Consider the following 22,393-nt stretch of genomic DNA (forward strand, 5'->3'; position numbering starts at 1 on the left):
CGAACCCCGGTTGCCCCTAGGTGACCGGGGTTTCGTGCGTCCGGGGCGGGGAGGGCGCGGGGCCCGTGGTGCCGCGGGGGTGGCCGGTGGCCGTGGGGATTCGGCCGTTGCAGGACCGTAATGGCCCCACTCTTGAATTTGCTATAGCACACCATTAGGTTGCAGTAGCAAAGTTCATATGTGTGTGATGTGACATGTGGGACCAAGGGGGACAAGGGGACATGGCACGACGACCACGCAGGGGGGCGGTGGCGTTGCTCGGCGGGCTGCTGCTGGCCCTCGCCGCGGCACCGCTCCAGGCGGCGGCCGTACCGGCAGCGACCTCGGCGCCGGCCGCCGACGGCACCGGCATGGTGATGGTGCTGGACTCGTCCGGTTCGATGGCCGAAAAGGACGGCTCCGGAAGCACCCGGATCGCCGCCGCCCGCAAGGCCGTCGGCACGGTCGTCGACGCGCTCCCCGACGGCTACCCGACCGGACTGCGGGTCTACGGCGCCGACAAGCCCCAAGGTTGCGACGACACCCGTCTCGCGCAGCCCGTCTCGCCCCTCGACCGGGCAGGCATGAAGCGGGCGGTCGCGGGGGTGACCCCCAAAGGTGACACCCCCATCGGGTTGTCGCTGCGCAAGGCCGCAGCCGACCTGCCCAAGGCCGCAGGCGGCGCGATCGGCAAGCGCACGATCCTGCTGATCTCCGACGGCGAGGACACCTGCAAGACACCGCCGCCCTGCCGGGTCGCGGCCCAACTGGCGGCTTCCGGTGTCGATCTGCACATCGACGCCATCGGCTTCCAGGTGGCGGGCGCGGCACGTCGGCAGCTGGAGTGCGTCGCGAAGGCCGGCAACGGGCGGTACTACGACGCCCCGGACGCCGCTGCGCTCGCCCGACAGTTGCAGCGGGCGGGGCAACTTTCCGCGGACGGCTACCGCTTCAAGGGGGAGAAGGTCCGTGGCACCGCCACGGCGGGCGGCGCGCCCACCCTGGCCCCGGGGCAGTACCTCGACACCATCGGGCCCAACGAAGAGCGCTTTTACGCCACCGATCTGGATGCCGCCTCGACGGCCAACTTCTCGGCAACGGTGGTGCCGCAGCCCGGGGCGGCCGTCGACTCCCTCGACACCTTGCGCACCAGGATCGCGTACGGCACGGACAGCGCCTGCGGTTCCACCTCGCAGATGTTCGGCCAGCAGGAGGGCGCCACGCCGCTCACCTCGGGCGTCAGCCGGATTCCCTCGGAGCGCGGCACCAACGGCTGCGACAAGGCGGGGCGGTACTGGCTCGTCGTCGAGCGCAAGGCCGCCAAGGGCTCGGACGCCACACGCTGGCCGCTGGAGCTGACCTTCGACATCGAGGCCCCGCTGAAGAAGGGCGTCACGCCCGCCCAGTCGGAGCCGGATTTCGGCGCGGGCGGCAAGGACGCCACCCTGCCGACCACCGCGCCCGAGGACGTCACCGGTGGCACCGGCTTCAACGACGCCCGCCCGCTCGCCCAGGGCGTGTGGCGCAACAAGATCCTTCCCTCCCAGACCCTTTGGTACAAGGTCCCGGTCGGGTGGGGCCAGCAGCTGCGCTACGACGTGGAGTTCGCCAACGAGCCCACGCTCAAGGGCCACAGCGCCGGCACCTCCTACGCGGGCACCCAGGTCTACACCCCGTCGCGGACCCCGGTCGGCAGCGGCACCGGTGAGTTCAGCCCGCAGGTCCCCTACAACGGCCGGCTGGCGTCGCTGAGCATGGGGACGGTGCCCGTCGCCTGGACCAACCGCTACGAGAGCCACCCCAACACCCTTCCCGTGCACCGCACGGGCGACTTCTACATCGCGGTGACGCTGGGCGCCAAGGCCGCGGAGATCGCCGAGAACCCGCGGATCGGGGTGGTGCTGCGTATCGCGGTGCTCGGCAAGGCGAAGGCCGGTCCGCAGGCCGGAGCGGCCGCGGCCAAGGCCGGGGCGGCCGCGGACCGGACCGGGGACTCGGCGGCGGACGGTGCCGGCGGCCGGGCAGGATGGGCCGCGGGCCCGGTCGTGGCGGCGGTTTCCTTCGGCGTGGGAGCCCTGTTGCTCGCGGGCCTGGCGGTGGCCTTCCTGCGAGCCCGCAGGAAGCAGCATCCGGACGGTGGGAACGGGGATCCGATGAGAGGTGGCTCGTGGTGACGGGGCGGACGGCACACAGGGTTCTCGCCGCGCTTGCGGCGCTCGCGGTGGTGGCGCTCACGCCGGGGGCGGTGGCCACGGCCGCGGAGCCGCCCGCCTACCGGCCGGCGGAGGACGCCAAGGCCGCGGAGGGCACCCCCAGTGCCGCGGACGCGCCCCAGATCACGCCCGGCCTGTACACCGACGCCATCGGGCGCGGGGAGACGAACTACTACGCGGTCACCCTCGACGCCAAGTCCAGCGCCTACTTCTCCGCGGTCGCCGCGCCCGCGCCCGGCACCAAGGTCGAGGACTCCGGCGACCGCCTGACCGTCAGCGTCCAGGACAGCAGCGGCAACACCTGCAGCACGGACGCCACCCCGACCTTCCACGGCGGCGACACGGCCTACCCCATCGCCGACTACGCCAGCAGGCGCATCGGCACCGACCGGACGCAGTGTCAGGAGGCCGGCCCCTACTACCTGGTGATCAGCCGAGAGGGGTCGGCCACCTCCGGGCCCGACAGCTGGCCGATCGAGGTGGGTTATCTCAGCGAGCCCGCGCTCAAGGGCAGCACCCCGGGACAGCCGGGCGAGGGCAGCTGGCCCACCGTCACACCCGCACCGCCCACGGCTTCCGGCAAGCGCACGGCCAAGGGCGGAACCGGCTTCAACGACGCCGGATCGGTCGGCACCGGCGTCTGGAAGGACCGGATCCTGCCCGGCGAGACCCGCTTCTACCGGGTACCGGTCGACTGGGGCCAGCAGCTCAACCTGCGGGCCGAGCTGCCGAACGCCAAGACCGGGGCCACCGAGTACGTCCCCGACGCGCTCGGGCTCGGCGTCCACAACCCGGCGCGCGGTGCGGTCAGCGACGACAACTTCGTCCCGTACGACGGCAAGCTCGCCGTCGCGAAGGAATTCACCGCGCCGGTCGCCTACGGCAACCGCTTCCACACCACCGACGAGATCAGCGCGATGCGGTTCGCGGGCTGGTACTACCTGGAGGTGACCCTGCACCCGGACGCGGCGCAGTTCTTCCCCAAGGGGGCCGACCTCACCCTCCGCGTGGACGTGCGCGGTACGCCGAAGCCGGGGCCGGGCTATGCAGGTCCGGCGGGCGACTTCTCCGTGACGCCCGAGGAGCGGGAGATGGCCGACAAGGGACAGAGCGAGCAGGATGCGGCGAAGAGCGACACGCTGCGGACGGTGGCCTACGCGGGGATCGGCGTGGGCGTCGTGCTGCTCACGTGCCTGGCGTCCTGGACCGTCGTGGCGCGGCGCAGGGCCGCGGCATCGGGTGCACCGGACGCCGGCAGCGCCGCGCTTTCCGGAGCCGGCCCGCAGGTGCAGGCCGACGGTTCCTGGCCGGGGCAGCAGCTCCCCCGGCAGGGCGGGCGGACGCCGCAGGACCAGCCGGGCGGGCAGACGTCGCAGGACGGGCAGTTCGGGCCGCCGCGGGGCTGGTAGCGGCGCAGGGGCGGCCGATGGGGCTGCTACGCCCCCGACCGGCCGGAGCGGCCCGTACGGGCCGTCCTGCGGCTCAGGACGCCATCAGGGCCCAGACGCCCACCGCGATGCACAGCAACGCGACGATCAGCACCGGGACCGCGACCTTCGGGGGCGGTCCGGGTCTCCTTGCCGGCGAGGCGACGGCCCGCACCGCGGGGGCAGGAGCGCCGAACGGGGCCTGCCCGGCTACCGAGTGGTGGCCGGCCGTGTAGGGGCGGGTCGCCGACTGCCCCGGCCGGGCGGCCGCCGTGGGCTCGTACACCGGGATCGGGGACGGCGGCGGGGTGGCAGGTGGTGACGGGACGGGGTGGCCGCCCGTCACCGGGGCGGGCGTCGGTATGGGCGGGGTGTTCGGCTGCTGCGGCGCGGCGAAGCGCGGCTCCGGAGGGGCGAGCGGGAAGCTTCCGGTATCGGACATCGATGCCGGGCCGGCCGCCGTGGTGCCCTGGGCGGCGTCGGCGCCCCCGCTCGTCAGGGGGCCGTCGGGGCCGAAGCCCGCCGGCAGCGGCCCTATGTGGTCGAAGACCTCGACGATCTCGTCCTCGATCGTCGCGTCGGGCAGCAGCTCGACAGCCGACAGGATCGCCTTGCGCGCCCCGGTGGCCGTCTTGAACCGTGCGTCGGGGTCCGGGTGCAGCAGCGAGGCCAGCACCTGCCACAGCGGCTCGGGAACGCCCTCAGGCGCGTGCGGGATGCCGTGCTGCTCGAACCGTCTGACCAGCGCCTCGGAGTCCGGCTTGGTGCCGGTGATCAGGTAGAGCGCGACCAGGCCGACCGCGAAGAGGTCCGCGGGGAAGTCCGGCTCGGCACCCAGCATCTGTTCGGGCGCGAAGTAACCGGGCGTCCCCATCACGTAGTTGGTCTCGGTGAGCCGGGGCTCGCCCTTGCGCATCGAGATGCCGAAGTCGGACAGCCGCAGATGCGGCCTGCCGGTGCCGGTGGCCTCCAGCAGGATGTTCGCCGGCTTGATGTCGCGGTGCACCACGCCCTCCGCGTGCACCGCCGTCAGACCGGCCAGCAGCTGATCCAGCAGGGTGCACACGAACCGCGGCGGCAACGGGCCGTAGTCACCGATCAGATGCGCCAGCGATCCGCCGTTGACCAGGTCCATGGTGAACAGGACGTTGTCGTCGTCGGCGGCCCAGCTCGCCGGGGCCAGCACATGCGGATGGTCGATGCGCAGCGCCTGTTCGCGTACGAAGCGCAGCAGTGTGTGCGCGTCGCTCTGCTGCAGCACCTTGGCCGCGACATAGCGGCGGCGCCGGTGGTCCCAGGCGCGCCACACCGCGCCCACACCGCCTCGACCGATCGGATCGATCAGCTCGTACCGAGCGGCGAAGATCTCACCCATTGCGCCCCGTTCGCCTTCCTGGCCCCGCGACTTCGCCGCGGAGCATCCCGCTATCCCTGGTGCGCCTCGTAGTGGGCCACCGCGTCGGCGGTGCGACCGGCACCGTAGACCCGGAGGAACTCTGCCAGCTCGGGGTGAGTCGGGGCGAGGGTGTTCGCCGCATCGATGATGTCCCCCGCGTCCGAGACCGAGCGCAGCAGCGACTGGATCTCGCGCACCACACGCCGCACGGTCGTTGCGCCCGTCGACGAGGTGGCCTGCGCGGTGTTGTTCAGCACCGAGCCGCCGGCCGTCTTCTTGATCTCGTCCATGCGGTCGGTGGCCTCGGCGGCGCTCGCACTGCCGTCGGCGACCTGTCCGGCCAGTTCCTGCAGAGCCTGCACGCGCTGCACGACGGCCGGGTTGCCTATCTTCGCGCGCTGCCCGCTCATCAGCTGGGACAGCATCGGGGCGGACAGGCCGAGCACGGAGGCGAGCCGCGCCTGATTGAGACCGAGATCGTCGATGAGACGGCGGAACAGCGCGCCCAGAGGCTCCCCGTACCAACTGCGCTGCAGCTCCCGAGCCCGCGCGGTGGCTTCCTGCTGTGCTGCGTCCATGCCGTCTCCCCATCTCCCCGATGCGCTTCGCTGCCGCGAATCTCGCGAGGCATCCTACGGAGAGCGACCGGGCCCGGCGATACCCGGTCGGGAAAGCGGTCGGGCACCGGGTACCCTGGTGCGCGAAGGGGCCTTAGCTCAGTTGGTAGAGCGCTGTCTTTGCATGGCAGATGTCAGGGGTTCGACTCCCCTAGGCTCCACCTTCAAAAAGGCCCTCCGACCAGCTGTTAACGCTGGTCGGAGGGCCTTTTTTTCGTGGGATCGGGGGTTCGCGGGACCCTGGGGTTCCGCGGAGCGCCCGAGGGTGGGACGACAAAAGGGCGGGTCCGGGGAGTTCACCGGCCGATGTACCGCGGCGGGTTACGCGCGTGCCGGGGACACACCCACCTGCCGGGGGCGCCACAGCAGCGCGGCGGCGGAGAGCGCGGCACTCGCCACGGCGAGCCCCACCGCCAGCATTTCCGGCCAGGCGGTGGCATCACCCAGGATCAGCAGCGGGTCCACGAGACCGACCCGCGACAGTGCGTGGAGCATGATGACGGCCACGGCCGCGCTCGCGCTCGCCGTCCAGGCCAGGGCCGTGTCCCGGGCCGTGAGCCAGCCGGCCAGCAGCATGTAGACCACGGCGATGGTCACCGCGAGGCCGCCCCCGGACTGTCCTGGCGGCCCGCCCACCGGCAGGTGGCTCAGTCCGCAGGCGGCCAGGGCCACGGCCGCCGGCCAGCGAAGCGTGGACCGCAGCACTCCGCCGGTGTTGTAGTCCGGTCGGTACGGTGAGCCTCCGTGGCCCTCGGAGTGATCGTCGCTCCGGGCGGTCACGCGCGGGGGATGCTTCGGATAGGGCGTGGTGCTGCCCCACATCACGCGCTGGTTCTGGGTGGACGCCTGTGCGGCGTCGACCGGGTCGGGGGGAGCGGGCTCGGGCTGGAGAGGGACGGCCCAGGTGCCGGCCACGGGGTCGCCACCGGGGTAGGACCGGTCGTCGTTCCGGCTTTTCGCCGACGCGCCGTGGTCGTCGGTGCGGCCGAACAGTGAGATCAGTTCCGCGACCTCTTCGACCGACCGGCCGATGGCCGCCGCGCGCAGCGCCTCGTGGCACGATTCCGATGTGCGCGGATCGTTGAGCAGTGCGACCAGCGGCGCCACCTCGCTCACCGGACGGGTGACTGCAGCCACGCGCAGTGCCTCGTCGGCGGAGTGGTAGTCGTCACCGTTGCGCTTGAGGAGTGCTACCAGGGCGGCGACCTCCTCCAGGGGGCGGTTGGTGGCTGCCGCCCACACGAGCGTGCGGACGGATGCGGCTTCCGGGGTAGCGGGCGGGCGGGTCTCGTCGGGGTCTGTCGAGGACAGGTCGGCGTCGCCGTGGCCGAGAAGTGCTTGTTCGGAGGACATCGAGGACTCCACTGAACGAGGGGGAGCGCCAAACACCGGAGGCGCTGACACTCAGCGAGCGTTGAGCATGCTGATGCTCAGCCAACTGCCCCCATGGCCGCACGCGCCATTCGAAAAGGCCATCCGGTGGACGCCACGCCGAACCGCCGGGCGCGTCGCGCTTCGCCACACCCGGGAAATCCGATACGGCGACAGCGGGCGTGCGGGGTGCGGATGGTGTCGGTTCGTCAGCAACCCGCCGGGGGGCGAAGGTGTGGTGCTTCGCCTCGTCGCGCCGTCGGCGGTCGCTGGATCACGAGGTCGCGGTGGCACTCACCGGAGCTGCTCGAAGGGGCCTCACCGGCCCTGCCGTCACGACCGCGAGGAATCACCCGCGCACTTCGGTGACGTGCCCCCTACGGGGCGCTGGTGCCGTCCTTCGCTCGCTGATCACCGGCGGGCCGGCTGCCTCCAGGCCCCGGTCCGCCACGGCAAGGGCCGGGCCCGCCACCCGATCAAGGGGTGGCGGGCCCGGCCCGTGCAATGAGGGTGGTGGCCTGTCTCAGGCCGTGTTGCCGCGGCGTCGCTCGTCGGACTCCGACTCCGCCTGCTTCGCCTGCACCTCGGGGTCGAGGGACGCGCCCTCGCTCCCATCGACGGCGTTGAGGCGCCGGTCCCCGACCTCGGTGGGCGCCGGCGGCTCGACCAGCCAGTCGGGGTTGGCCTGCTTGTCCCACCACTTCCAGGCGGCGACCGCGCCGCCCGCCAGGATGCCGAGCACCGCGAGCCGCTTGGCCAACTTGCCCGCGCGGGCACGGCGATTGTGCTTCTTGACCAGCTTCTCGATCTCGCGGGCCGTCACCCCACCGCGCAGCGCGGCGAGCGCCGCGGTGCCACGGGTGACCGCCTCGTCGCGTACCGGTTCGGCGGCGGCTCGGGCGGTGACCACGGCGTTCTCAAGACGCGGTCCTGTGTAGTCGGCGGCCTGGCGCGCAGCAGCCTTGGTGCGGTGCGCGGCGCGGTGGGCGGCGGCGTCGACCCTGGGAGGCAGCGCGCCCCGGGCGTGCTCAAGGCGCGGCTGCAGATGGGCGTCGTACTGGGTCCGGGCCTGCTGAGCGGCCTCGGCCACCTTCGGAGCCACGCGGGTGCGGGCCTCATGAGCGGCTTCGGCCACCTTCGGGGCCACGCGGGTGCGGGCTTCATGAGCGAAGTGCACGGCGGTGTCCTTGGCCGTACCGGCATACGGAGCCACCACCTCCGCGGCGTGCCGCACGCTGTCCCTGGCCGTACCGGTCGCGGCGCGCACGCTGTCCTTGCGGGTCACGGGATCCTCCTCCTCGGTGGCGTGTCCGGGGCTTTGGGGGTTGGTCCCCCATGTCTGCTGTGTCGCCTGTCCACCCGATTGAAGATCATGCCTGCTCACCCTCCGTACGGCATGTGCGAGCGGGCATCCGGGTCATTGGGGACCTTCCGGAGCCTTGTGATGACAATGCCACGATTTACCGCCCGACGCCCCGCTACCGCCCGACCGGAGTCAGGAAAGAAATCTGTACGACGCCGTCCGGGGGCGCAGGCCGAGCGCCGGGCGGGCGCGACCGTGCGAGGATCGGGAGCCGTCAGAGAAGACTTATGGAAGGTAGACCGTGGCTGAACAGCTCTACGCCACCCTGAAGACCAACCAGGGCGACATCGAGATCCGGCTCCTGCCGAACCATGCACCGAAGACGGTCAGGAACTTCGTCGAGCTCGCCAAGGGCGAGCGGGAGTGGACCAACCCGGAGACCGGCCGGAAGACCACGGACAGGCTGTACGACGGCACGGTCTTCCACCGGGTGATCGAGGGCTTCATGCTGCAGGGCGGCGACCCGCTGGGCAACGGCACCGGCGGCCCGGGCTACGAGTTCGCCGACGAGTTCCACCCCGATCTGTCCTTCAACAAGCCCTACCTGCTGGCCATGGCCAACGCCGGTCCGGGCACCAACGGGTCGCAGTTCTTCATCACCGTCTCGCCGACCGCATGGCTCACCGGCAAGCACACCATCTTCGGTGAGGTCACCAACGAGGCGAGCAAGAAGGTCGTGGACGCCATCGGCACCACGCCGACCAACCCGCGCACCGACCGCCCGGTGCAGGACGTGGTCATCAACACGGTCGTCGTCGAGAGCCGCTGAGCAGGTCCGGTTCGCCCGGTCCGCACGGCCTCCGGCCCACCCCGGATCCGGAGCGCGGACCGGAAGCAGCCCGCCCAGGGAACCAATACGCCCCGCCCGGTCGTACTCCGGGCGGGGCGGTGCGTTGAGACGCCCCGACGGAGAAGAGGACGAGGGAAGCGATGGACCAGGTGCCAGGCAGCCCGCAGGAGCCGCAGAACGCACAGGGTGACAGCCTGCCCGGTTGTTACCGCCATCCGGACCGCACGACCGGCATCAGCTGCACCCGCTGCGAGAAGCCGATCTGCACCGACTGCATGGTCAGTGCCTCGGTCGGCTTCCAGTGCCCGGACTGCGTCCGCGGTGGCGGCGGCACCGGGCACACGGCGCAGGCGACGGTGCCGCGCACGATCGCCGGTGGCACGATCGCGTCCGATCCGCGGCTGATCACCAAGATCCTGCTGGGTATCAACGCCGCCGTCCTCATCGCCGTACTGGCGACCGGCGACGACCTCGTCGACCGGCTCGACATGCTCGGTCTCGCCTTCGACCCGAACCGCGCGCAGCTCGCCGGCGTCGCGGAGGGCGAGTGGTACCGCCTGGTGAGTGCGATGTTCCTGCACCAGCAGCTGCCGCACTTCGCCTTCAACATGCTGTCGCTGTGGTGGCTGGGCCCGTCGCTGGAGGCGGCGCTCGGCCGCGCCCGCTTCATCGCGCTCTACCTGCTGTCCGGTCTGGGCGGCAGCGCCCTGTCGTATCTCCTCGCCGCGCAGAACCAGCCCTCGCTCGGCGCCTCCGGCGCGATCTTCGGCCTGCTGGGCGCGACCGCCGTGCTGATGCGGCGGATGAACTACGACATGAAGCCGGTCCTGATCCTGCTCGGCCTCAACCTGGTCTTCACGTTCCTGTGGCCGAATATCGCCTGGCAGGCCCATGTCGGCGGCCTGGTGGTCGGCGCCGCGGTGGCCTTCGGCATGGTGCATGCCCCGCGCGAGCGCCGGACGCAGGTCCATGTCGCGACCTGTGCGGTGGCGCTGCTGGCCATCGCCGCGGTGGTGTGGGTGCGGACCGCCCAGCTGATGGGCTGACCCCTTGGGAGGGGGTGTGGGAGGGGCCCCGTCCCGCCTCCGCCTGGTGGGGATGACCAGGACGGTGGGGCCCTCCGCGACACGTTGTCCACAGTGTGTGGCGGATCTTGCGCAACCTGTGGGGAACACCCGTTCAGGGCCCCGCTGACCTGCGTTTCCCCAGTAAGAACAAGGGAAGGCGGGGTGTGGAGGTTGTCGGCGCCGGTCACACCGGCGTCAACCTCCAGAGGGTTATCCACAGATCTTCTGAAGTTTTCCCCGGCTGTGGATAACCGTGTGGATGGCCTTGGGCAGGGCTTGCGCTACTTCCACTGGGTGGATACGCCGAAGCCCACCGCGATGAAGCCGAAACCGCACACGATGTTCCAGTTGCCCATGTCCTTGATCGGCAGATCGCCCTCGGACACGTAGAACAGAACGATCCAGGCCAGCCCGATGAGGAACATCGCCAGCATCAGCGGTGCGACCCAGCTGCGGCCCGACGTCATCTTCAGACTGGTGGTCTGCTTCGCCGGCGGCGGCGTGAAGTCGTCCTTCTTGCGGATCCGTGACTTCGGCACGAGGAACTCTCCTGTCGATGTGCTGCTCCCCCATCCGACGGGGGCTGTACGGAATGGGAGCCGGGTTGGGAAGCGGCGGGGATCGGTTCCTCGCCCGGGCGTCCGTTAGCGTAGTGCTTCCGCGGCGTCGTAAGGAGTAAGGGTACGTTGAGCAATTCCGCTGACTCCTCCGGCCGCCCCGCCCGTTTTCGGCTGCGGCCCGTACGCCTTCTCACACTCACCGTGTTCGCGCTCGCCGGCCTGCTGTTCTGGCTGAGCTTCGACACCGCGCGCGGCACCAATCTGCGCTCGGACGACTCCATGCTGCGGCTGTCCGACCTCATCCAGGAGCGCAGCCACAAGAACGGCGCCCAGGACGACCGTAACGCGGCCCTGCGTGAGGACGTCGACGCCCTCGCACAGCGCGACAACGGCAGCTCCAAGGCCGATGACGCCAAGCTCAAGGCGCTGGAGGAGAACGCCGGCACCAAGAAGCTCACCGGCTCCGGCGTCACCGTCACCCTCACCGACGCCCCGCCGAACGCCACCGCGAAGATCCCGGGGCTGCCCGAACCGCAGCCCAACGACCTGGTCATCCACCAGCAGGACCTGCAGGCCGTGGTGAACGCCCTGTGGCAGGGCGGCGCCAAGGGCATCAAGGTCATGGACCAGCGGCTGATCTCCACCAGCGCGGTGCGCTGCGTCGGCAACACCCTGATCCTCCAGGGCCGGGTCTACTCCCCGCCGTACAAGGTCACCGCCGTCGGCGACCGCGAGGCCCTGAACCGCGCGCTGACCGCCTCCCCCGCCATCCAGAACTACCTGCAGTACGTGAACGCCTACGGCCTCGGCTGGAAAGTCGACCAGCACGAAGCGGTGACTCTTCCCGGCTACTCCGGCACAGTGGAGCTCCACTACGCACAGCCTGTGAAGCCGTAGCCCGCCCGCCGCGGGACGGCGGGGAGGGGCGGAGCCGCATGACGGTGCGGTGGATCGTCAGGACGTTCAGCGAATTCTGCGTCACCCTCGGCACCCTCATCGTCCTCTTCGTCGCCTATCTGCTCTTCTGGACCGGCGTACGGGCCGACAGCGCCATGGACGGCGAGATCGGCGAGCTGGAGCACCGGTGGGCGGCCGGGCCGGTGGCCGGCGGACCGGACGGCAGCGGAAGCGGCGAAGCGGCACCGGGGGGCGCCGCGGACGCCCGCGCCAGCCGCCCGCACCGGCCCCTCTACCGGGACGGGAAGTCCTTCGCGGTCATGTACATCCCGCGCCTCGGCGCGGACTGGGCCAAGCCCGTACTCCAGGGCACCGCCGTCGACACCCTCAAGCGCGGCCTGGGCCACTACGACCGGACCGCGCGGCTCGGCGCCACCGGCAACTTCGCGGTCGCCGGGCACCGCAGGACCTACGGCGACCCCTTCAAGGACTTCCCGGAGCTGCGGCCCGGCGACGCCGTGGTGGTGAACGACGGCACGACCTGGTTCACCTATCGAATCGACAACCGGCCCTACACGACGCTGCCCGGAGACACCGGGGTGATCGATCCGGTACCGCGGAAGTCCGGCTACAACGGCCCCGGCCGTTATCTCACGCTGACCACCTGCGAGCCGGAATGGGGCCACAGCCACCGGCTGATCGCCTGGGCGCACCTGGATTCCACCCAACCCGTGGAACAGGGAAGGCCATCGGCTTTGGCCGGCTGACCCTCCGGCGCCCGCTCTCTCCCCTTAGTCTGGTGGGGCAATCGTCATCGTCAACGGCATCGGCAAGGGGACAGCGACAGCATGTACGGCTGGATCTGGCGGCATCTGCCGGGCAACACATGGGTGAAGTCGCTGATTTCACTTCTGCTGGTGCTGGCGGTCGTCTACGTGCTTTTCCAGTACGTCTTTCCGTGGGCGGAGCCGCTGCTCCCCTTCAATGACGTCACCGTCGACGAAGGGATGGCAGCCTCCCGATGACCGCACGCATTCTCGTTGTCGACAACTACGACAGCTTCGTCTTCAACCTCGTCCAGTACCTCTACCAACTGGGTGCCGAGTGCGAGGTGCTGCGCAACGACGAGGTCGCCCTCGGCCACGCCCAGGACGGCTTCGACGGCGTCCTGCTGTCGCCGGGGCCCGGTACGCCCGAGCAGGCCGGCGTCTGCGTGGAAATGGTCCGGCACTGCGCGGACACCGGGGTACCCGTCTTCGGCGTCTGCCTGGGCATGCAGTCGATGGCGGTCGCCTACGGCGGCGTGGTGGACCGTGCGCCCGAGCTGCTGCACGGCAAGACCTCCCTCGTCACGCACCAGGGCGCCGGCGTCTTCTCCGGCCTGCCCACCCCCTTCACCGCCACCCGCTACCACTCCCTGGCCGTCGAGCGGGACACCGTCCCCGACGAGCTGGTCGTCACCGCCTGGACCGAGTCCGGCATCCCCATGGGCCTGCGGCACCATGAACTCCCGGTGGAGGGCGTGCAGTTCCACCCCGAGTCGGTCCTGACGGAGTGGGGGCACAAGATGCTGGCCAACTGGCTGGTGGAGTGCGGCGACGAGGGGGCTGTGCAGCGCTCGACGGGGCTCGCCCCGGTGGTTGGCAAGGCCGGCGCGTGACCGCCCTGCGCCCAGAGCGTGAAGGGAGACCCTACGAGCCGTACGTGCCCTCCCAGCAGTACGCGCCACAGGATCAGCACGAACCACCGGACCCGTACAAGCAGCCCGAGGCGTTCGAGGCCGCCGTCGGACAGCTCAGCGACCCGCTGAACGATCCGCTGCCCGGCCGGGCCGCCCCGGCTCAGGCCGCCTCCCAGGACCCGTATGCGGACGCCGCCCGGCCCGCGGGGGAGCCCGCGGAGGCCGGTCACGAGCCGGCGCGGCAGGGGTCACCCTGGTTCCGGCCGCATCTGGAGCCGGACCAGACCGCCCAGCAGCCTCCCGCGCGTCCCTCCCTCGGGGGAGCGGGGACGTACGGACCGTCGGCACCGCGGCGGCAGCAGCGCCAGGTGCCCGGACAGACCGGATCCGACCAGGGCTACCCCTCGGGCTACGACTCCTACACCGCACCGGCCGAGCCGCGACCGGAGACGTACGCCCCCGCCGAGCCGTTCACGCGCCCGAAGCCGTCAGCTCCGGCCGCGACACCGGTGCCGGCCCCCACTCCCTCGCCGGTGACCGAGAAGGCGTGGGACGACGAGACGATGGCGCTGCGCCAGGCCGAGAAGCCGGGTGCCGGGCGCGACGCAGACGCTGTTTCACGTGAAACGGACGCTACGCCCACCCCAGGGGGCCGTGCGGCCCGGCGCAAGGCCGCGCAGGAGGCCGCCAAGCGCGGCGGTAAGCACGGTCGCCACGGGGCCGGTGCGGCCGCCGCCGCAGCGGCCGCCGAACGGACGTCGGCAGCGGCCCCGACCTCCCGGCTGGAGGCCCGCCGCGCTGCACGAGCGGCCAAGGACAGCCCCAGCCTGATCATCAGCCGCGCGGTGGGTGAGGTGTTCATCACCCTCGGCGTGCTGATGCTGCTGTTCGTCACCTATCAGCTCTGGTGGACGAACGTCCTGGCCGAGCAGGAGGCCGGCGGCGCCGCCAACACCCTCCAGAACGAGTGGGACCACGGAGGCCAGGAGAAGAAGAACCTCGTGGCCGGGGAGCGCTTCGCGATCATGTACATCCCGAAGCTGGACGTGAAGGCGCCGGTGGCCGAGGGCATCGACAAGCACACGGTGCTCGACCGCGGCATGGTCGGCCACTACGACAAGAGCAGCGGGATCAAGACGGCGATGCCCTGGGACAAGAAGGGCAACTTCTCGGTGGCGGGCCATCGCAACACCCACGGTGAGCCGTTCCGCTACGTCAACAAGCTCACCAAGGGCGACAAGATCGTTGTGGAGACCAAGACCTCGTACTACACGTACGAGATGGAGAGCATCCTCCCGCAGACCTCACCCGGCAACACCAGCGTGATCGGCCCGGTGCCACCCGGTTCGGGCTTCACCGGCCCGGGCCGCTACATCACGCTCACGACCTGCACCCCGGAGTTCACCAGTACCTATCGGATGATCGTCTGGGGCAAGATGGTCGAGGAGCGGCCGCGGAGCAAGGGCAAGCCGGATGCGCTCGTCAGCTGAGCGAACGTAAAAAAGGGGACTACGCGGTGACTGTCACCGGACACGACGAGGACACCGACCGGTCCCCGTCGTCACCCAAGCCGCGCCGCGCACGGAGGATGATCGCCTCCGTTGTCAGCGTCATCGGCGAACTGCTGATCACGGCCGGACTGATCCTGGGCCTGTTCGTCGTCTACTCGCTGTGGTGGACCAACGTCCTCGCCGACCGCGAAGCGCACGAGCAGAGTGATCAGATTCGCCGGCACTGGGCGGACGACACCCCCAAGGGGCCGGGCGACCTGGACACCAAGGACGGCATCGGCTTCCTGCACGTACCGGCCATGAACAACGGCGAGGTGCTGGTCAGGAAGGGCACCAACGCCAAGGTCCTCAACGAGGGTGTGGCGGGCTACTACACCAAGCCGGTCAAGTCCGCGCTGCCGAAGGACGAGAAGGGCAACTTCACCCTCGCCGCGCATCGCGACGGTCACGGTGCGAAGTTCCACAACATCGACAAGATGAAGAACGGCGACGCGATCGTCTTCGAGACGCAGGACACCTGGTACGTCTACAAGGTCTACTCGACCCTGGCCGAGACCTCGAAGTACAACGTGGACGTTCTCGACGACGTCCCCAAGGAGTCCGGCAAGAGCAAGGCGGGCCGCTACATCACGCTCACGACCTGCACCCCGGTCTACACCTCGAATTACCGCTACGTCGTCTGGGGCGAGCTGGAGCGCACCGAGAAGGTCGACGCGGACCGCACTCCGCCGAAGGAACTGCGCTAGCCAACCAGGTCCTGGCGCCGCCCCCCTCGCGGACCGCACCACCCACTCCCGCGCCTCCCACGACCGCTTCTGCCGTCCCTCACGCCAGGCGGGACGCCCACAGCCACGCACGACCACGACAGAGCCCCGGTCGCCCATCACGGGCCACCGGGGCTCTGTCGTACGCGCGTCGTACGGGAGGCTAGCTGTCGCCCCCGAACGGTCCGCCGAAGATGCCGCCGCCGTCGTCCCCACCGCCGCCACCCAGGGTGGTCAGCGTCACGGTGGTGGTCTTGGGGTCGGACGGGGTCGCCGCGGCCGGGTCCTGCGTGACCACCCGGGCGTTGTCGTCCTGGGCGCTGCCGTCGGCGAACTGGATGTTGTTGAAGCCCGCCTGCTGAAGGATCTGCTTGGCGTCCTTCACCTTCTGACCGACGACATTCGGGACCGGCGTCTGGGCCGCGGCCTTGCCGACGGTCAGAGTGATCGTCGAGTTCTTCTTGACCTGGGTGTTGGCCCCCGGGTCCATGGCGGTGACCTTCCCGACCTGAGTCGGGTCGCTCACTTCCTGCTCCTGCTTGCTGACCTGGAGGTTCTGGTCCGTCAGCTGCTTGCTCGCCGCCTCGAAGTCCTGGCCGATGACATCCGGCACCGAGACCTTCTGTTCTGCCTGGGCGATGGACAGCGTGATCGTGATGTTCTTGGGCTTCTTGGCGCCCGGCTGGGGGTCCTGGTCGGCCACGCGGCCGGGTTCACGCTCGGACACCACCCTCTTGGTCTCGATGTCGGTGAAACCCTTGGCCTTGAGGTCCGACGTCGCCTCGTCCAGGGTCAGACCCTTGACGTCGGGAACCGTGATCTTGACGGCCCCCGTGCACATCGTGACGGTGACCGTCTCGTTCTTCTCGATCTCCTCGGTGGCCTCCGGACTCTGCCGGGTGACCTGGCCCTTCTTGGCGTTGTCGCAGGCCTCGCTGCCGCCTTCGACGACCTTGAAGCTGCCGTTGACCCCGCTCTCCTTGGCCTCCTTCAGCGTCTTGCCGATGAGGCTCGGGACGGGCACCGTGCCGCCGGTGTTGCCGCCGCTGAACATCGCCTTGCCGATGAAGATCGCACCGACCAGGACGAGCACGGCCGCGAGCACGAGCAGGATCGTCGACAGGTTGCTCTTCTTGCCGCCGCCCCGCCGCCGGTCGCCCCGGTCGTCGTAGCCGTAGCCGTCGTTCGGGTTCATCGGCGGCATCATCGAGGTCTGGCCCGCCGGGTCCTGCGGACGCAGCATCGTGGTGGGCTGGTCCTGGTCGTAGCCCGCGGCACCCATGGCGGACGTCGCTGCGACCGGCTGGCCGTCCAGCGCCGCTTCGATGTCGGCGCGCATCTCGTCCGCCGACTGATAGCGGTAGTCGGGGTCCTTGACCAGCGCCTTGAGGACGATGGCGTCCATCTCCGGCGTGATCTCGGGATCGAAGTTGCTCGGCTTCTGCGGCTCCTCGCGGACATGCTGATAGGCCACCGCGACCGGCGAGTCACCGACGAACGGCGGCCGGACCGTGAGCAGCTCGTAGAGCAGACAGCCGGTGGAGTACAGGTCGGAGCGGGCGTCGACCTGCTCGCCCTTGGCCTGCTCGGGAGAGAGGTACTGCGCGGTGCCGATGACCGCCGCGGTCTGCGTCATGGTCATCCCGGAGTCGCCCATGGCGCGGGCGATGCCGAAGTCCATGACCTTGACCTGGCCGGTGCGCGTCAGCATGACGTTGGCCGGCTTGATGTCGCGGTGGACGATGCCGGCCCGGTGGGAGTACTCCAGCGCCTGGAGCACGCCGATCGTCATCTCCAGGGAGCGCTCGGGCAGCAGCTTCCGGCCGGAGTGCAGCAGCTCACGCAGCGTGGACCCGTCGACGTACTCCATGACGATGTACGGGATCGAGACCCCGTCGACGTAGTCCTCGCCGGTGTCGTACACCGCGACGATCGACGGATGGTTCAGCGAGGCGGCCGACTGGGCCTCACGGCGGAACCGGGCCTGGAAGGACGGGTCACGGGCGAGGTCCACCCGGAGCGTCTTCACAGCTACGGTGCGGCCCAGGCGGGTGTCATGCGCGAGGTACACCTCGGCCATGCCACCGCGGCCGAGCACCGAGCCCAGCTCGTACCGGCCGCCGAGGCGACGCGGCTCTTCCATAAGCTTCTCCAGCCCTCTCCGTCAGTCCCGACCGCACCGGTGTGTGGTCCGGCGGTGTGCTGTTCGGGCATACGGTACCCGGCGCTGAGCACCGGCTCGGGCCGCAGCCGCAACCTGATATCCGACCGGTATTGGCATGACCCGAGTCACTTCTTGCCTTCGAGTACCGCCTCCATAACGCTCTTGGCGATGGGAGCGGAGAGCTTGCCGCCCGCGATGTCGTCGCGGATCGTGTCGGAACTCTCAATCACGACGGCGACCGCGACGGGCGTTCCCTTGTCGGTCTTCGCGTACGAGATGAACCAGGCGTAGGGGTTGTCCTTGTTGTCCTCGCCGTGCTGCGCCGTACCGGTCTTACCACCGACTGTGACGCCCGCGATCTGGGCATTGGTTCCCGTGCCGTTCTTGACCACGGTCTCCATCATGTCCTGGACCTTCTGGGCGTTCTCCGGCTGGAGCGGCTGGCTCATCTCCTTCGGAGTGTGCTGCTGCACCACGTTGAGGTTCGGCGCGACCAGCTGCTCGACCATGTACGGCTTCATCAGCTTGCCGCCGTTGGCGACCGCCGAGGCGACCATGGCCATCTGCAGCGGCGTGGCACGGTTGGAGGCCTGACCGATACCGGCCATCGCGTTCTGCGGCCGGTTGTCGGTGGGGTAGATGCTCTCCGCGGCCCGGACCGGAGTGTCGATCTTCGCGTTGTTGAAGCCGAACTTCTCCGCCTCGGCCTTCATCTTCTTGTTGCCGAGGTCGGCGCTGATCTTGCCGAAGACGGTGTTGCAGGACCAGCGCATCGCCTCGCGCAGGCTGGCGTTCTCGCAGGGGATGTTGCCCTCGTTCTTCAGCTCGACGCCCGAGGTGTCGGGGAGCGTGTAGGGCAGCGGCGAGTCCGTCTTGGAGTCCGCGTCGGAGTAGAGGCCGTTCTCCAGCGCCGCGGCGGCGGTGACGACCTTGAAGGTCGAGCCGGGCGGGTAGGTCTGGCGCAGTGCCCGGTTGAGCATCGGCTCGTCCGGGTTGTTCTTCTTCTGCAGACCGTTGTAGGCCTCGGCGTCCTTGTCGCTCATGCCGGCGAACGTCGACGGGTCGTAGGACGGGGTGCTGGCCAGCGCCAGGATCGCGCCGGTCTCCGGGTTGATCGCGGCGACCGCGCCCTTCTTGTCGCCGAGCCCCTCGAAGGCCGCCTTCTGCGCCTTGGCGTCGAGGGTGGTGACGACGTCGCCGCCCTTCTGCTTGCCGCCGGTGAGCATGTCGACGGTGCGGCTGAAGAAGAGCTTGTCGTCGGTGCCGGACAGGATGCCGTCGTTGAGCTTCTCCAGCTGGTTGGCGTCGAAGGCCTGCGAGGCGTAGCCGGTGACCGGCGCCCACATGGGGCCGTTCTTGTAAGTCCGCTTGAACTTGAAGTCGCCGCTGTCGGTGGTCGTGGAGCCGGTGATGGCCTTGCCGTCGACAACGATGTTGCCGCGCGGCGTGCTGTAGCGCTCGATCGCGACACGCCGGTTGTGGGTGTCGTTCTTCAGCTCGTCGGCCTGGACGAACTGCACCCAGTTGACGCGGACGAGCAGAGCGAGGACGAGCAGGCCGCAGAAGATCGCGACCCGGCGCAGGGGCTTGTTCACGGGCGGACCACCTGAGTCATCTCGGCGTCGGTGGACGGGGCGGGGGCGGGGGCGGGCCGGCGCGCGGTGTCGCTGATGCGCAGCAGGATCCCGACCAGTGCCCAGTTGGCGATCACGGACGAGCCACCCTGGGCGAGGAACGGCATGGTCATACCGGTCAGCGGGATGAGACCGGTCACACCGCCGGCGACGACGAAGACCTGCAGCGCGAAGGCGCCGGACAGGCCCACGGCGAGCAGCTTGCCGAACGGGTCACGGGCGGCCAGCGCCGTACGGATCCCGCGCTCGATCAGCAGGCCGTAGAGCAACAGGATCGCCATCAGGCCACCCAGGCCGATCTCCTCGCCGACTGTGGCGAGAATGTAGTCGCTCTTGGGCGCGATACCGCCGATGAGGCGGGAGTAGCCCTGGCCGAGGCCGGAGCCGAGGATGCCGCCGGAGCCGAAGGAGTACATCGCCTGCGCGGTCTCGGTGACACCGCCGTTGGCCAGTTCCAGCGGGTTGAGCCAGTTGTGGACTCGCGTCTGGACGTGCGACTCGAAGGTGGCCACCGCCACGGCGCCGCCCGCGCTGAGCAGCAGACCGAAGACGATCCAGCTGGTCCGCTCGGTCGCGACGTACAGCATGACGACGAACAGGCCGAAGAAGAGCAGCGAGGTACCCAGGTCGGTCTCGAACACCAGGATCATCAGGCTCAGCGCCCAGATGACGATGATCGGGCCGAGGTCGCGGCCACGCGGCAGATACAGGCCCATGAAGCGGCGGCTGGCCAGCGCCAGCGCGTCCCGCTTGACCATCAGGTAGCCCGCGAAGAAGACCGCGATGACGATCTTCGCGAACTCACCGGGCTGGAGCGATCCGACACCGGGGATGGTGATCCAGATGCGGGCACCGAACTTCGCCGGGAAGAACACCGGCAGGATCAGCAGGACCAGCGCGACGACCATCGAGATGTAGGTGTAGCGCTGCAGGACCCGGTGGTCCTTGAGGAAGATCAGCACCCCGAGGAAGAGCGCGACGCCGAGCGTGGACCACATCAGCTGGCCCGGGGCCATCGCCCCGCCCAGCTGGTCGGTGGTGATCTGCGGCTCCTGGTCGAGCCGCCAGATGAAGACCAGACCCAGGCCGTTGAGCAGGGTGGCGATGGGCAGCATCAGCGGGTCGGCGTACGGCGCCCACTTGCGAACGACGAGGTGCGTGACGCCCGCGAGCAGGCCGAGACCGAGGCCGTAGCCGATGACGCCGGCGGGGACCGAGCCCTCCTTGGCCAGACCGACGTTGATGTACGCGAACACCGGAATCAGCACCGCGAAGATGAGCATCGCCAGCTCGGTGTTGCGGCGGCTCGGGGCTCCGATGGTGCCGATGGTGGTGGTGTTGGTGGTACTGCTCATGAGATGTACGGCCCCCTACGCCCTCACTGCTGGGTGCTGCAATTCTTTTCCAGCTTCTGCTGCTCCTCGGAGGGGGCCTGGCTGGTGGTGGGTGCGGGAGTGGGAGTGGCGGTCGGGGACGGCGCGAGCGCACCCGGCAGCGACGAGTTGTCCGCCTTGGTCTTGTCGCCGGTGCCACCGGTCTTGCCGTCCGCCGAACCGGCCGTTCCGCCGGCGTGCTTGGCCTTCTCCTGGGCGGCCTTCTGCCGCGCGGCCTCCCGCGCGGCGGCCTCCCGCTGCTCCTTGCTGCGGCAGGCGCCGGCCTGCTTGCCGAGTTCGGTGACCTTCTGGGTCGCCTGGGTCCGGCTGTCGACCGCGATCGTCTCCTTGACCTGGTTGCGCTGGTACAGCGGTAGGTACTTGAGTTCGATCTCGGGGTGATCCTCATCGACGTCGTCGAGGTTGATCCACGCCAGGTCCTGGCTGATGCCGCGGTAGAGCGCGACGTGGTCGTCCTTGGCGCCGACGAAGTATTGGGTCTGCGTCCAGCGGTAGCCGGCGTAGAGACCGCCGCCGACGACGGCCAGCGCGAGGGCGATGAACAGCGACCGCTTGAGCCACTTCCCGCGCCGCCGGGGCTTGAGGAAGTCCTCGTCGGTGAACGCGCCGAACGAGCCCTGCGGGGGCCCGCCGACATCGTGCCCGCCGCTCCCGGGCGGCCCGAAGGCGCCTCCGGGCGGCCCCGGGGGGACGTCTCTGCGGCCCAGCTCCGCGGCGCGGGCCGCCGGAGTCTGGAGGGTGCTGGGGTCGCTGAGCTGGTTCTGGTTCTCGGCGACGGCGCCCACGATGACGGGGGTGTCGTTGAGTTGCCCGGCCAGCGTGTCATTGCCGTCGACGTCCAGGACATCGGCGACGATGCAGGTGATGTTGTCGGGCCCGCCGCCGCGCAGCGCGAGCTGGATCAGCTCCTGCACGGTCTCGTGCGGCCCGTGGTAGCCGGCGAGGGTCTCCTCCATCGTCTGGTGGCTGACGACCCCCGACAGCCCGTCGGAGCAGATCAGGTAGCGGTCGCCGGCCCGCACCTCACGGATGGAGAGGTCGGGCTCGACGTGATCGCCGCTGCCCAGCGCGCGCATCAGCAGCGAACGCTGCGGGTGCGTGGTGGCCTCTTCCTCGGTGATCCGGCCTTCGTCGACGAGCCGCTGCACCCAGGTGTGGTCCTGCGTGATCTGGGTGAGAACGCCGTCGCGCAGCAGGTAGGCGCGCGAGTCGCCGACATGCACCAGGCCCAGCCGCTGGCCGGTCCACAGCAGGGCGGTCAGCGTGGTGCCCATGCCCTCCAGCTGAGGGTCTTCCTCGACCATGACCCGCAGCTGGTCGTTGGCGCGCTGCACGGCCGTGCCCAGGGAGGTGAGGATGTCCGAACCCGGCACGTCGTCGTCGAGCTGGACGAGCGTGGAGATCACCTCCGATGAGGCGACCTCACCGGCGGCCTGGCCGCCCATGCCGTCGGCGATCGCGAGCAGACGCGGACCGGCGTAGCCGGAGTCCTCGTTGCCCTCCCGGATCATGCCCTTGTGCGATCCGGCGGCGAAGCGCAGTGACAGGCTCATGCGCACCTCACC

At 70.0% G+C, this 22,393-nt stretch carries 19 protein-coding genes and 1 tRNA gene; 11 read left to right on the forward strand and 9 right to left on the reverse strand.

All coding sequences use genetic code 11. The annotated features are described in order from the left end of the window. The first annotated feature begins 221 nt into the window (after positions 1-221). Together ACGFZW_RS12570 and ACGFZW_RS12575 are read left to right on the forward strand one after the other, a co-directional pair. Positions 222-2,153: a VWA domain-containing protein gene (locus ACGFZW_RS12570; protein WP_393893051.1), complete on the forward strand. Its 1,932-nt coding sequence runs from the start codon at positions 222-224 to the stop codon at positions 2,151-2,153. Continuing rightward, positions 2,150-3,601 (forward strand): hypothetical protein, encoded by a 1,452-nt coding sequence (locus ACGFZW_RS12575; protein ID WP_393893052.1) that lies wholly within the window; start codon positions 2,150-2,152, stop codon positions 3,599-3,601. The genes ACGFZW_RS12570 and ACGFZW_RS12575 overlap by 4 nt, the downstream gene beginning before the upstream one ends. Positions 3,602-3,674: 73 nt before the next feature. Here ACGFZW_RS12575 and ACGFZW_RS12580 read toward each other — a convergent pair whose 3' ends face one another. Continuing rightward, entirely contained in the window at positions 3,675-4,994 is a 1,320-nt protein-coding gene (locus ACGFZW_RS12580; protein WP_393893053.1) for a protein kinase, read from the reverse strand. A 50-nt stretch (positions 4,995-5,044) separates the two neighbouring features. Further along, positions 5,045-5,593, reverse strand: coding sequence for a helix-turn-helix domain-containing protein (locus tag ACGFZW_RS12585; RefSeq protein WP_393893054.1), 549 nt, complete (start codon positions 5,591-5,593; stop codon positions 5,045-5,047). 127 nt (positions 5,594-5,720) lie between these two features. Here ACGFZW_RS12585 and ACGFZW_RS12590 point away from each other — a divergent pair. Then, positions 5,721-5,793, forward strand: a tRNA-Ala gene (locus ACGFZW_RS12590). 160 nt (positions 5,794-5,953) lie between these two features. Here the strand turns inward: ACGFZW_RS12590 and ACGFZW_RS12595 are convergent. Further along, positions 5,954-6,985 carry a hypothetical protein gene (locus ACGFZW_RS12595; protein ID WP_393893055.1) on the reverse strand — a complete coding sequence of 344 codons (1,032 nt, stop codon included), beginning with the start codon at positions 6,983-6,985 and terminating at the stop codon, positions 5,954-5,956. A gap of 541 nt (positions 6,986-7,526) precedes the next feature. Continuing rightward, positions 7,527-8,288, reverse strand: a complete 762-nt coding sequence (locus ACGFZW_RS12600) for a DUF5324 family protein (RefSeq protein WP_393893056.1) — start codon at positions 8,286-8,288, stop codon at positions 7,527-7,529. A 319-nt stretch (positions 8,289-8,607) separates the two neighbouring features. Between ACGFZW_RS12600 and ACGFZW_RS12605 the strand changes: the two genes are divergently transcribed. Both ACGFZW_RS12605 and ACGFZW_RS12610 read left to right on the forward strand, forming a co-directional pair. Next, positions 8,608-9,135 (forward strand): peptidylprolyl isomerase, encoded by a 528-nt coding sequence (locus ACGFZW_RS12605; protein ID WP_393893057.1) that lies wholly within the window; start codon positions 8,608-8,610, stop codon positions 9,133-9,135. Positions 9,136-9,296: 161 nt separating this feature from the next. Then, positions 9,297-10,202 carry a rhomboid family intramembrane serine protease gene (locus tag ACGFZW_RS12610; RefSeq protein WP_393893058.1) on the forward strand — a complete coding sequence of 302 codons (906 nt, stop codon included), beginning with the start codon at positions 9,297-9,299 and terminating at the stop codon, positions 10,200-10,202. A gap of 302 nt (positions 10,203-10,504) precedes the next feature. Here ACGFZW_RS12610 and crgA read toward each other — a convergent pair whose 3' ends face one another. Beyond that, positions 10,505-10,762: a cell division protein CrgA gene (gene crgA / locus ACGFZW_RS12615; RefSeq protein ID WP_393893059.1), complete on the reverse strand. Its 258-nt coding sequence runs from the start codon at positions 10,760-10,762 to the stop codon at positions 10,505-10,507. A gap of 147 nt (positions 10,763-10,909) precedes the next feature. On the opposite strand from crgA, the gene ACGFZW_RS12620 reads away from it, so the two are divergent. The 6 genes from ACGFZW_RS12620 (at position 10,910) to ACGFZW_RS12645 (ending at position 15,618) form a co-directional block, all read left to right on the forward strand. Next, positions 10,910-11,680 carry a DUF881 domain-containing protein gene (locus ACGFZW_RS12620; protein ID WP_393893060.1) on the forward strand — a complete coding sequence of 257 codons (771 nt, stop codon included), beginning with the start codon at positions 10,910-10,912 and terminating at the stop codon, positions 11,678-11,680. A gap of 38 nt (positions 11,681-11,718) precedes the next feature. Continuing rightward, the gene (locus tag ACGFZW_RS12625) at positions 11,719-12,447 is read left to right on the forward strand and encodes a class E sortase (RefSeq protein ID WP_393893061.1); all 729 of its coding nucleotides are present in this window, start codon (positions 11,719-11,721) and stop codon (positions 12,445-12,447) included. A gap of 81 nt (positions 12,448-12,528) precedes the next feature. After that, positions 12,529-12,705, forward strand: coding sequence for a hypothetical protein (locus ACGFZW_RS12630; protein ID WP_393893062.1), 177 nt, complete (start codon positions 12,529-12,531; stop codon positions 12,703-12,705). Continuing rightward, positions 12,702-13,340 carry an aminodeoxychorismate/anthranilate synthase component II gene (locus tag ACGFZW_RS12635; RefSeq protein ID WP_393893063.1) on the forward strand — a complete coding sequence of 213 codons (639 nt, stop codon included), beginning with the start codon at positions 12,702-12,704 and terminating at the stop codon, positions 13,338-13,340. The genes ACGFZW_RS12630 and ACGFZW_RS12635 overlap by 4 nt, the downstream gene beginning before the upstream one ends. A 44-nt stretch (positions 13,341-13,384) precedes the next feature. Beyond that, positions 13,385-14,851 carry a class E sortase gene (locus ACGFZW_RS12640; RefSeq protein ID WP_393893064.1) on the forward strand — a complete coding sequence of 489 codons (1,467 nt, stop codon included), beginning with the start codon at positions 13,385-13,387 and terminating at the stop codon, positions 14,849-14,851. A gap of 26 nt (positions 14,852-14,877) precedes the next feature. Then, positions 14,878-15,618 (forward strand): class E sortase, encoded by a 741-nt coding sequence (locus ACGFZW_RS12645; protein ID WP_393893065.1) that lies wholly within the window; start codon positions 14,878-14,880, stop codon positions 15,616-15,618. Between the two features lie 181 nt (positions 15,619-15,799). On the opposite strand, the gene pknB is transcribed toward ACGFZW_RS12645, so the two are convergent. From pknB to ACGFZW_RS12665, 4 genes are all read right to left on the reverse strand, one after another. After that, positions 15,800-17,779 carry a Stk1 family PASTA domain-containing Ser/Thr kinase gene (pknB, locus tag ACGFZW_RS12650; RefSeq protein ID WP_393893066.1) on the reverse strand — a complete coding sequence of 660 codons (1,980 nt, stop codon included), beginning with the start codon at positions 17,777-17,779 and terminating at the stop codon, positions 15,800-15,802. A 146-nt stretch (positions 17,780-17,925) separates the two neighbouring features. Further along, a complete protein-coding gene (locus tag ACGFZW_RS12655) occupies positions 17,926-19,395 on the reverse strand; it encodes a peptidoglycan D,D-transpeptidase FtsI family protein (RefSeq protein WP_393893067.1) in 1,470 nt (489 codons plus the stop codon). Continuing rightward, on the reverse strand, positions 19,392-20,789 hold the full coding sequence (locus ACGFZW_RS12660) for an FtsW/RodA/SpoVE family cell cycle protein (protein ID WP_393893068.1): 1,398 nt from the start codon (positions 20,787-20,789) through the stop codon (positions 19,392-19,394). Before ACGFZW_RS12660 ends, ACGFZW_RS12655 begins: the two co-directional genes overlap by 4 nt. Before the next feature lie 23 nt (positions 20,790-20,812). Continuing rightward, positions 20,813-22,381: a PP2C family protein-serine/threonine phosphatase gene (locus ACGFZW_RS12665; RefSeq protein ID WP_393893069.1), complete on the reverse strand. Its 1,569-nt coding sequence runs from the start codon at positions 22,379-22,381 to the stop codon at positions 20,813-20,815. Between the last annotated feature and the right edge of the window lie 12 nt (positions 22,382-22,393).

The sequence above is a fragment of the Streptomyces sp. NPDC048248 genome (assembly GCF_043201875.1).
GTDB lineage: Bacteria > Actinomycetota > Actinomycetes > Streptomycetales > Streptomycetaceae > Streptomyces.

Bases quoted from the DNA above. Each gene is read 5' to 3' on its own strand.
- ACGFZW_RS12570 (WP_393893051.1), top strand. From the start codon at position 222: ATGGCACGACGACCACGCAGGGGGGCGGTGGCGTTGCTCGGCGGGCTG.
- ACGFZW_RS12610 (WP_393893058.1), top strand. From the start codon at position 9,297: ATGGACCAGGTGCCAGGCAGCCCGCAGGAGCCGCAGAACGCACAGGGT.
- ACGFZW_RS12660 (WP_393893068.1), bottom strand. From the start codon at position 20,789: ATGAGCAGTACCACCAACACCACCACCATCGGCACCATCGGAGCCCCG.
- ACGFZW_RS12595 (WP_393893055.1), bottom strand. From the start codon at position 6,985: ATGTCCTCCGAACAAGCACTTCTCGGCCACGGCGACGCCGACCTGTCC.
- ACGFZW_RS12625 (WP_393893061.1), top strand. From the start codon at position 11,719: ATGACGGTGCGGTGGATCGTCAGGACGTTCAGCGAATTCTGCGTCACC.
- ACGFZW_RS12630 (WP_393893062.1), top strand. From the start codon at position 12,529: ATGTACGGCTGGATCTGGCGGCATCTGCCGGGCAACACATGGGTGAAG.
- ACGFZW_RS12585 (WP_393893054.1), bottom strand. From the start codon at position 5,593: ATGGACGCAGCACAGCAGGAAGCCACCGCGCGGGCTCGGGAGCTGCAG.
- ACGFZW_RS12580 (WP_393893053.1), bottom strand. From the start codon at position 4,994: ATGGGTGAGATCTTCGCCGCTCGGTACGAGCTGATCGATCCGATCGGT.
- ACGFZW_RS12635 (WP_393893063.1), top strand. From the start codon at position 12,702: ATGACCGCACGCATTCTCGTTGTCGACAACTACGACAGCTTCGTCTTC.
- ACGFZW_RS12665 (WP_393893069.1), bottom strand. From the start codon at position 22,381: ATGAGCCTGTCACTGCGCTTCGCCGCCGGATCGCACAAGGGCATGATC.
- pknB (WP_393893066.1), bottom strand. From the start codon at position 17,779: ATGGAAGAGCCGCGTCGCCTCGGCGGCCGGTACGAGCTGGGCTCGGTG.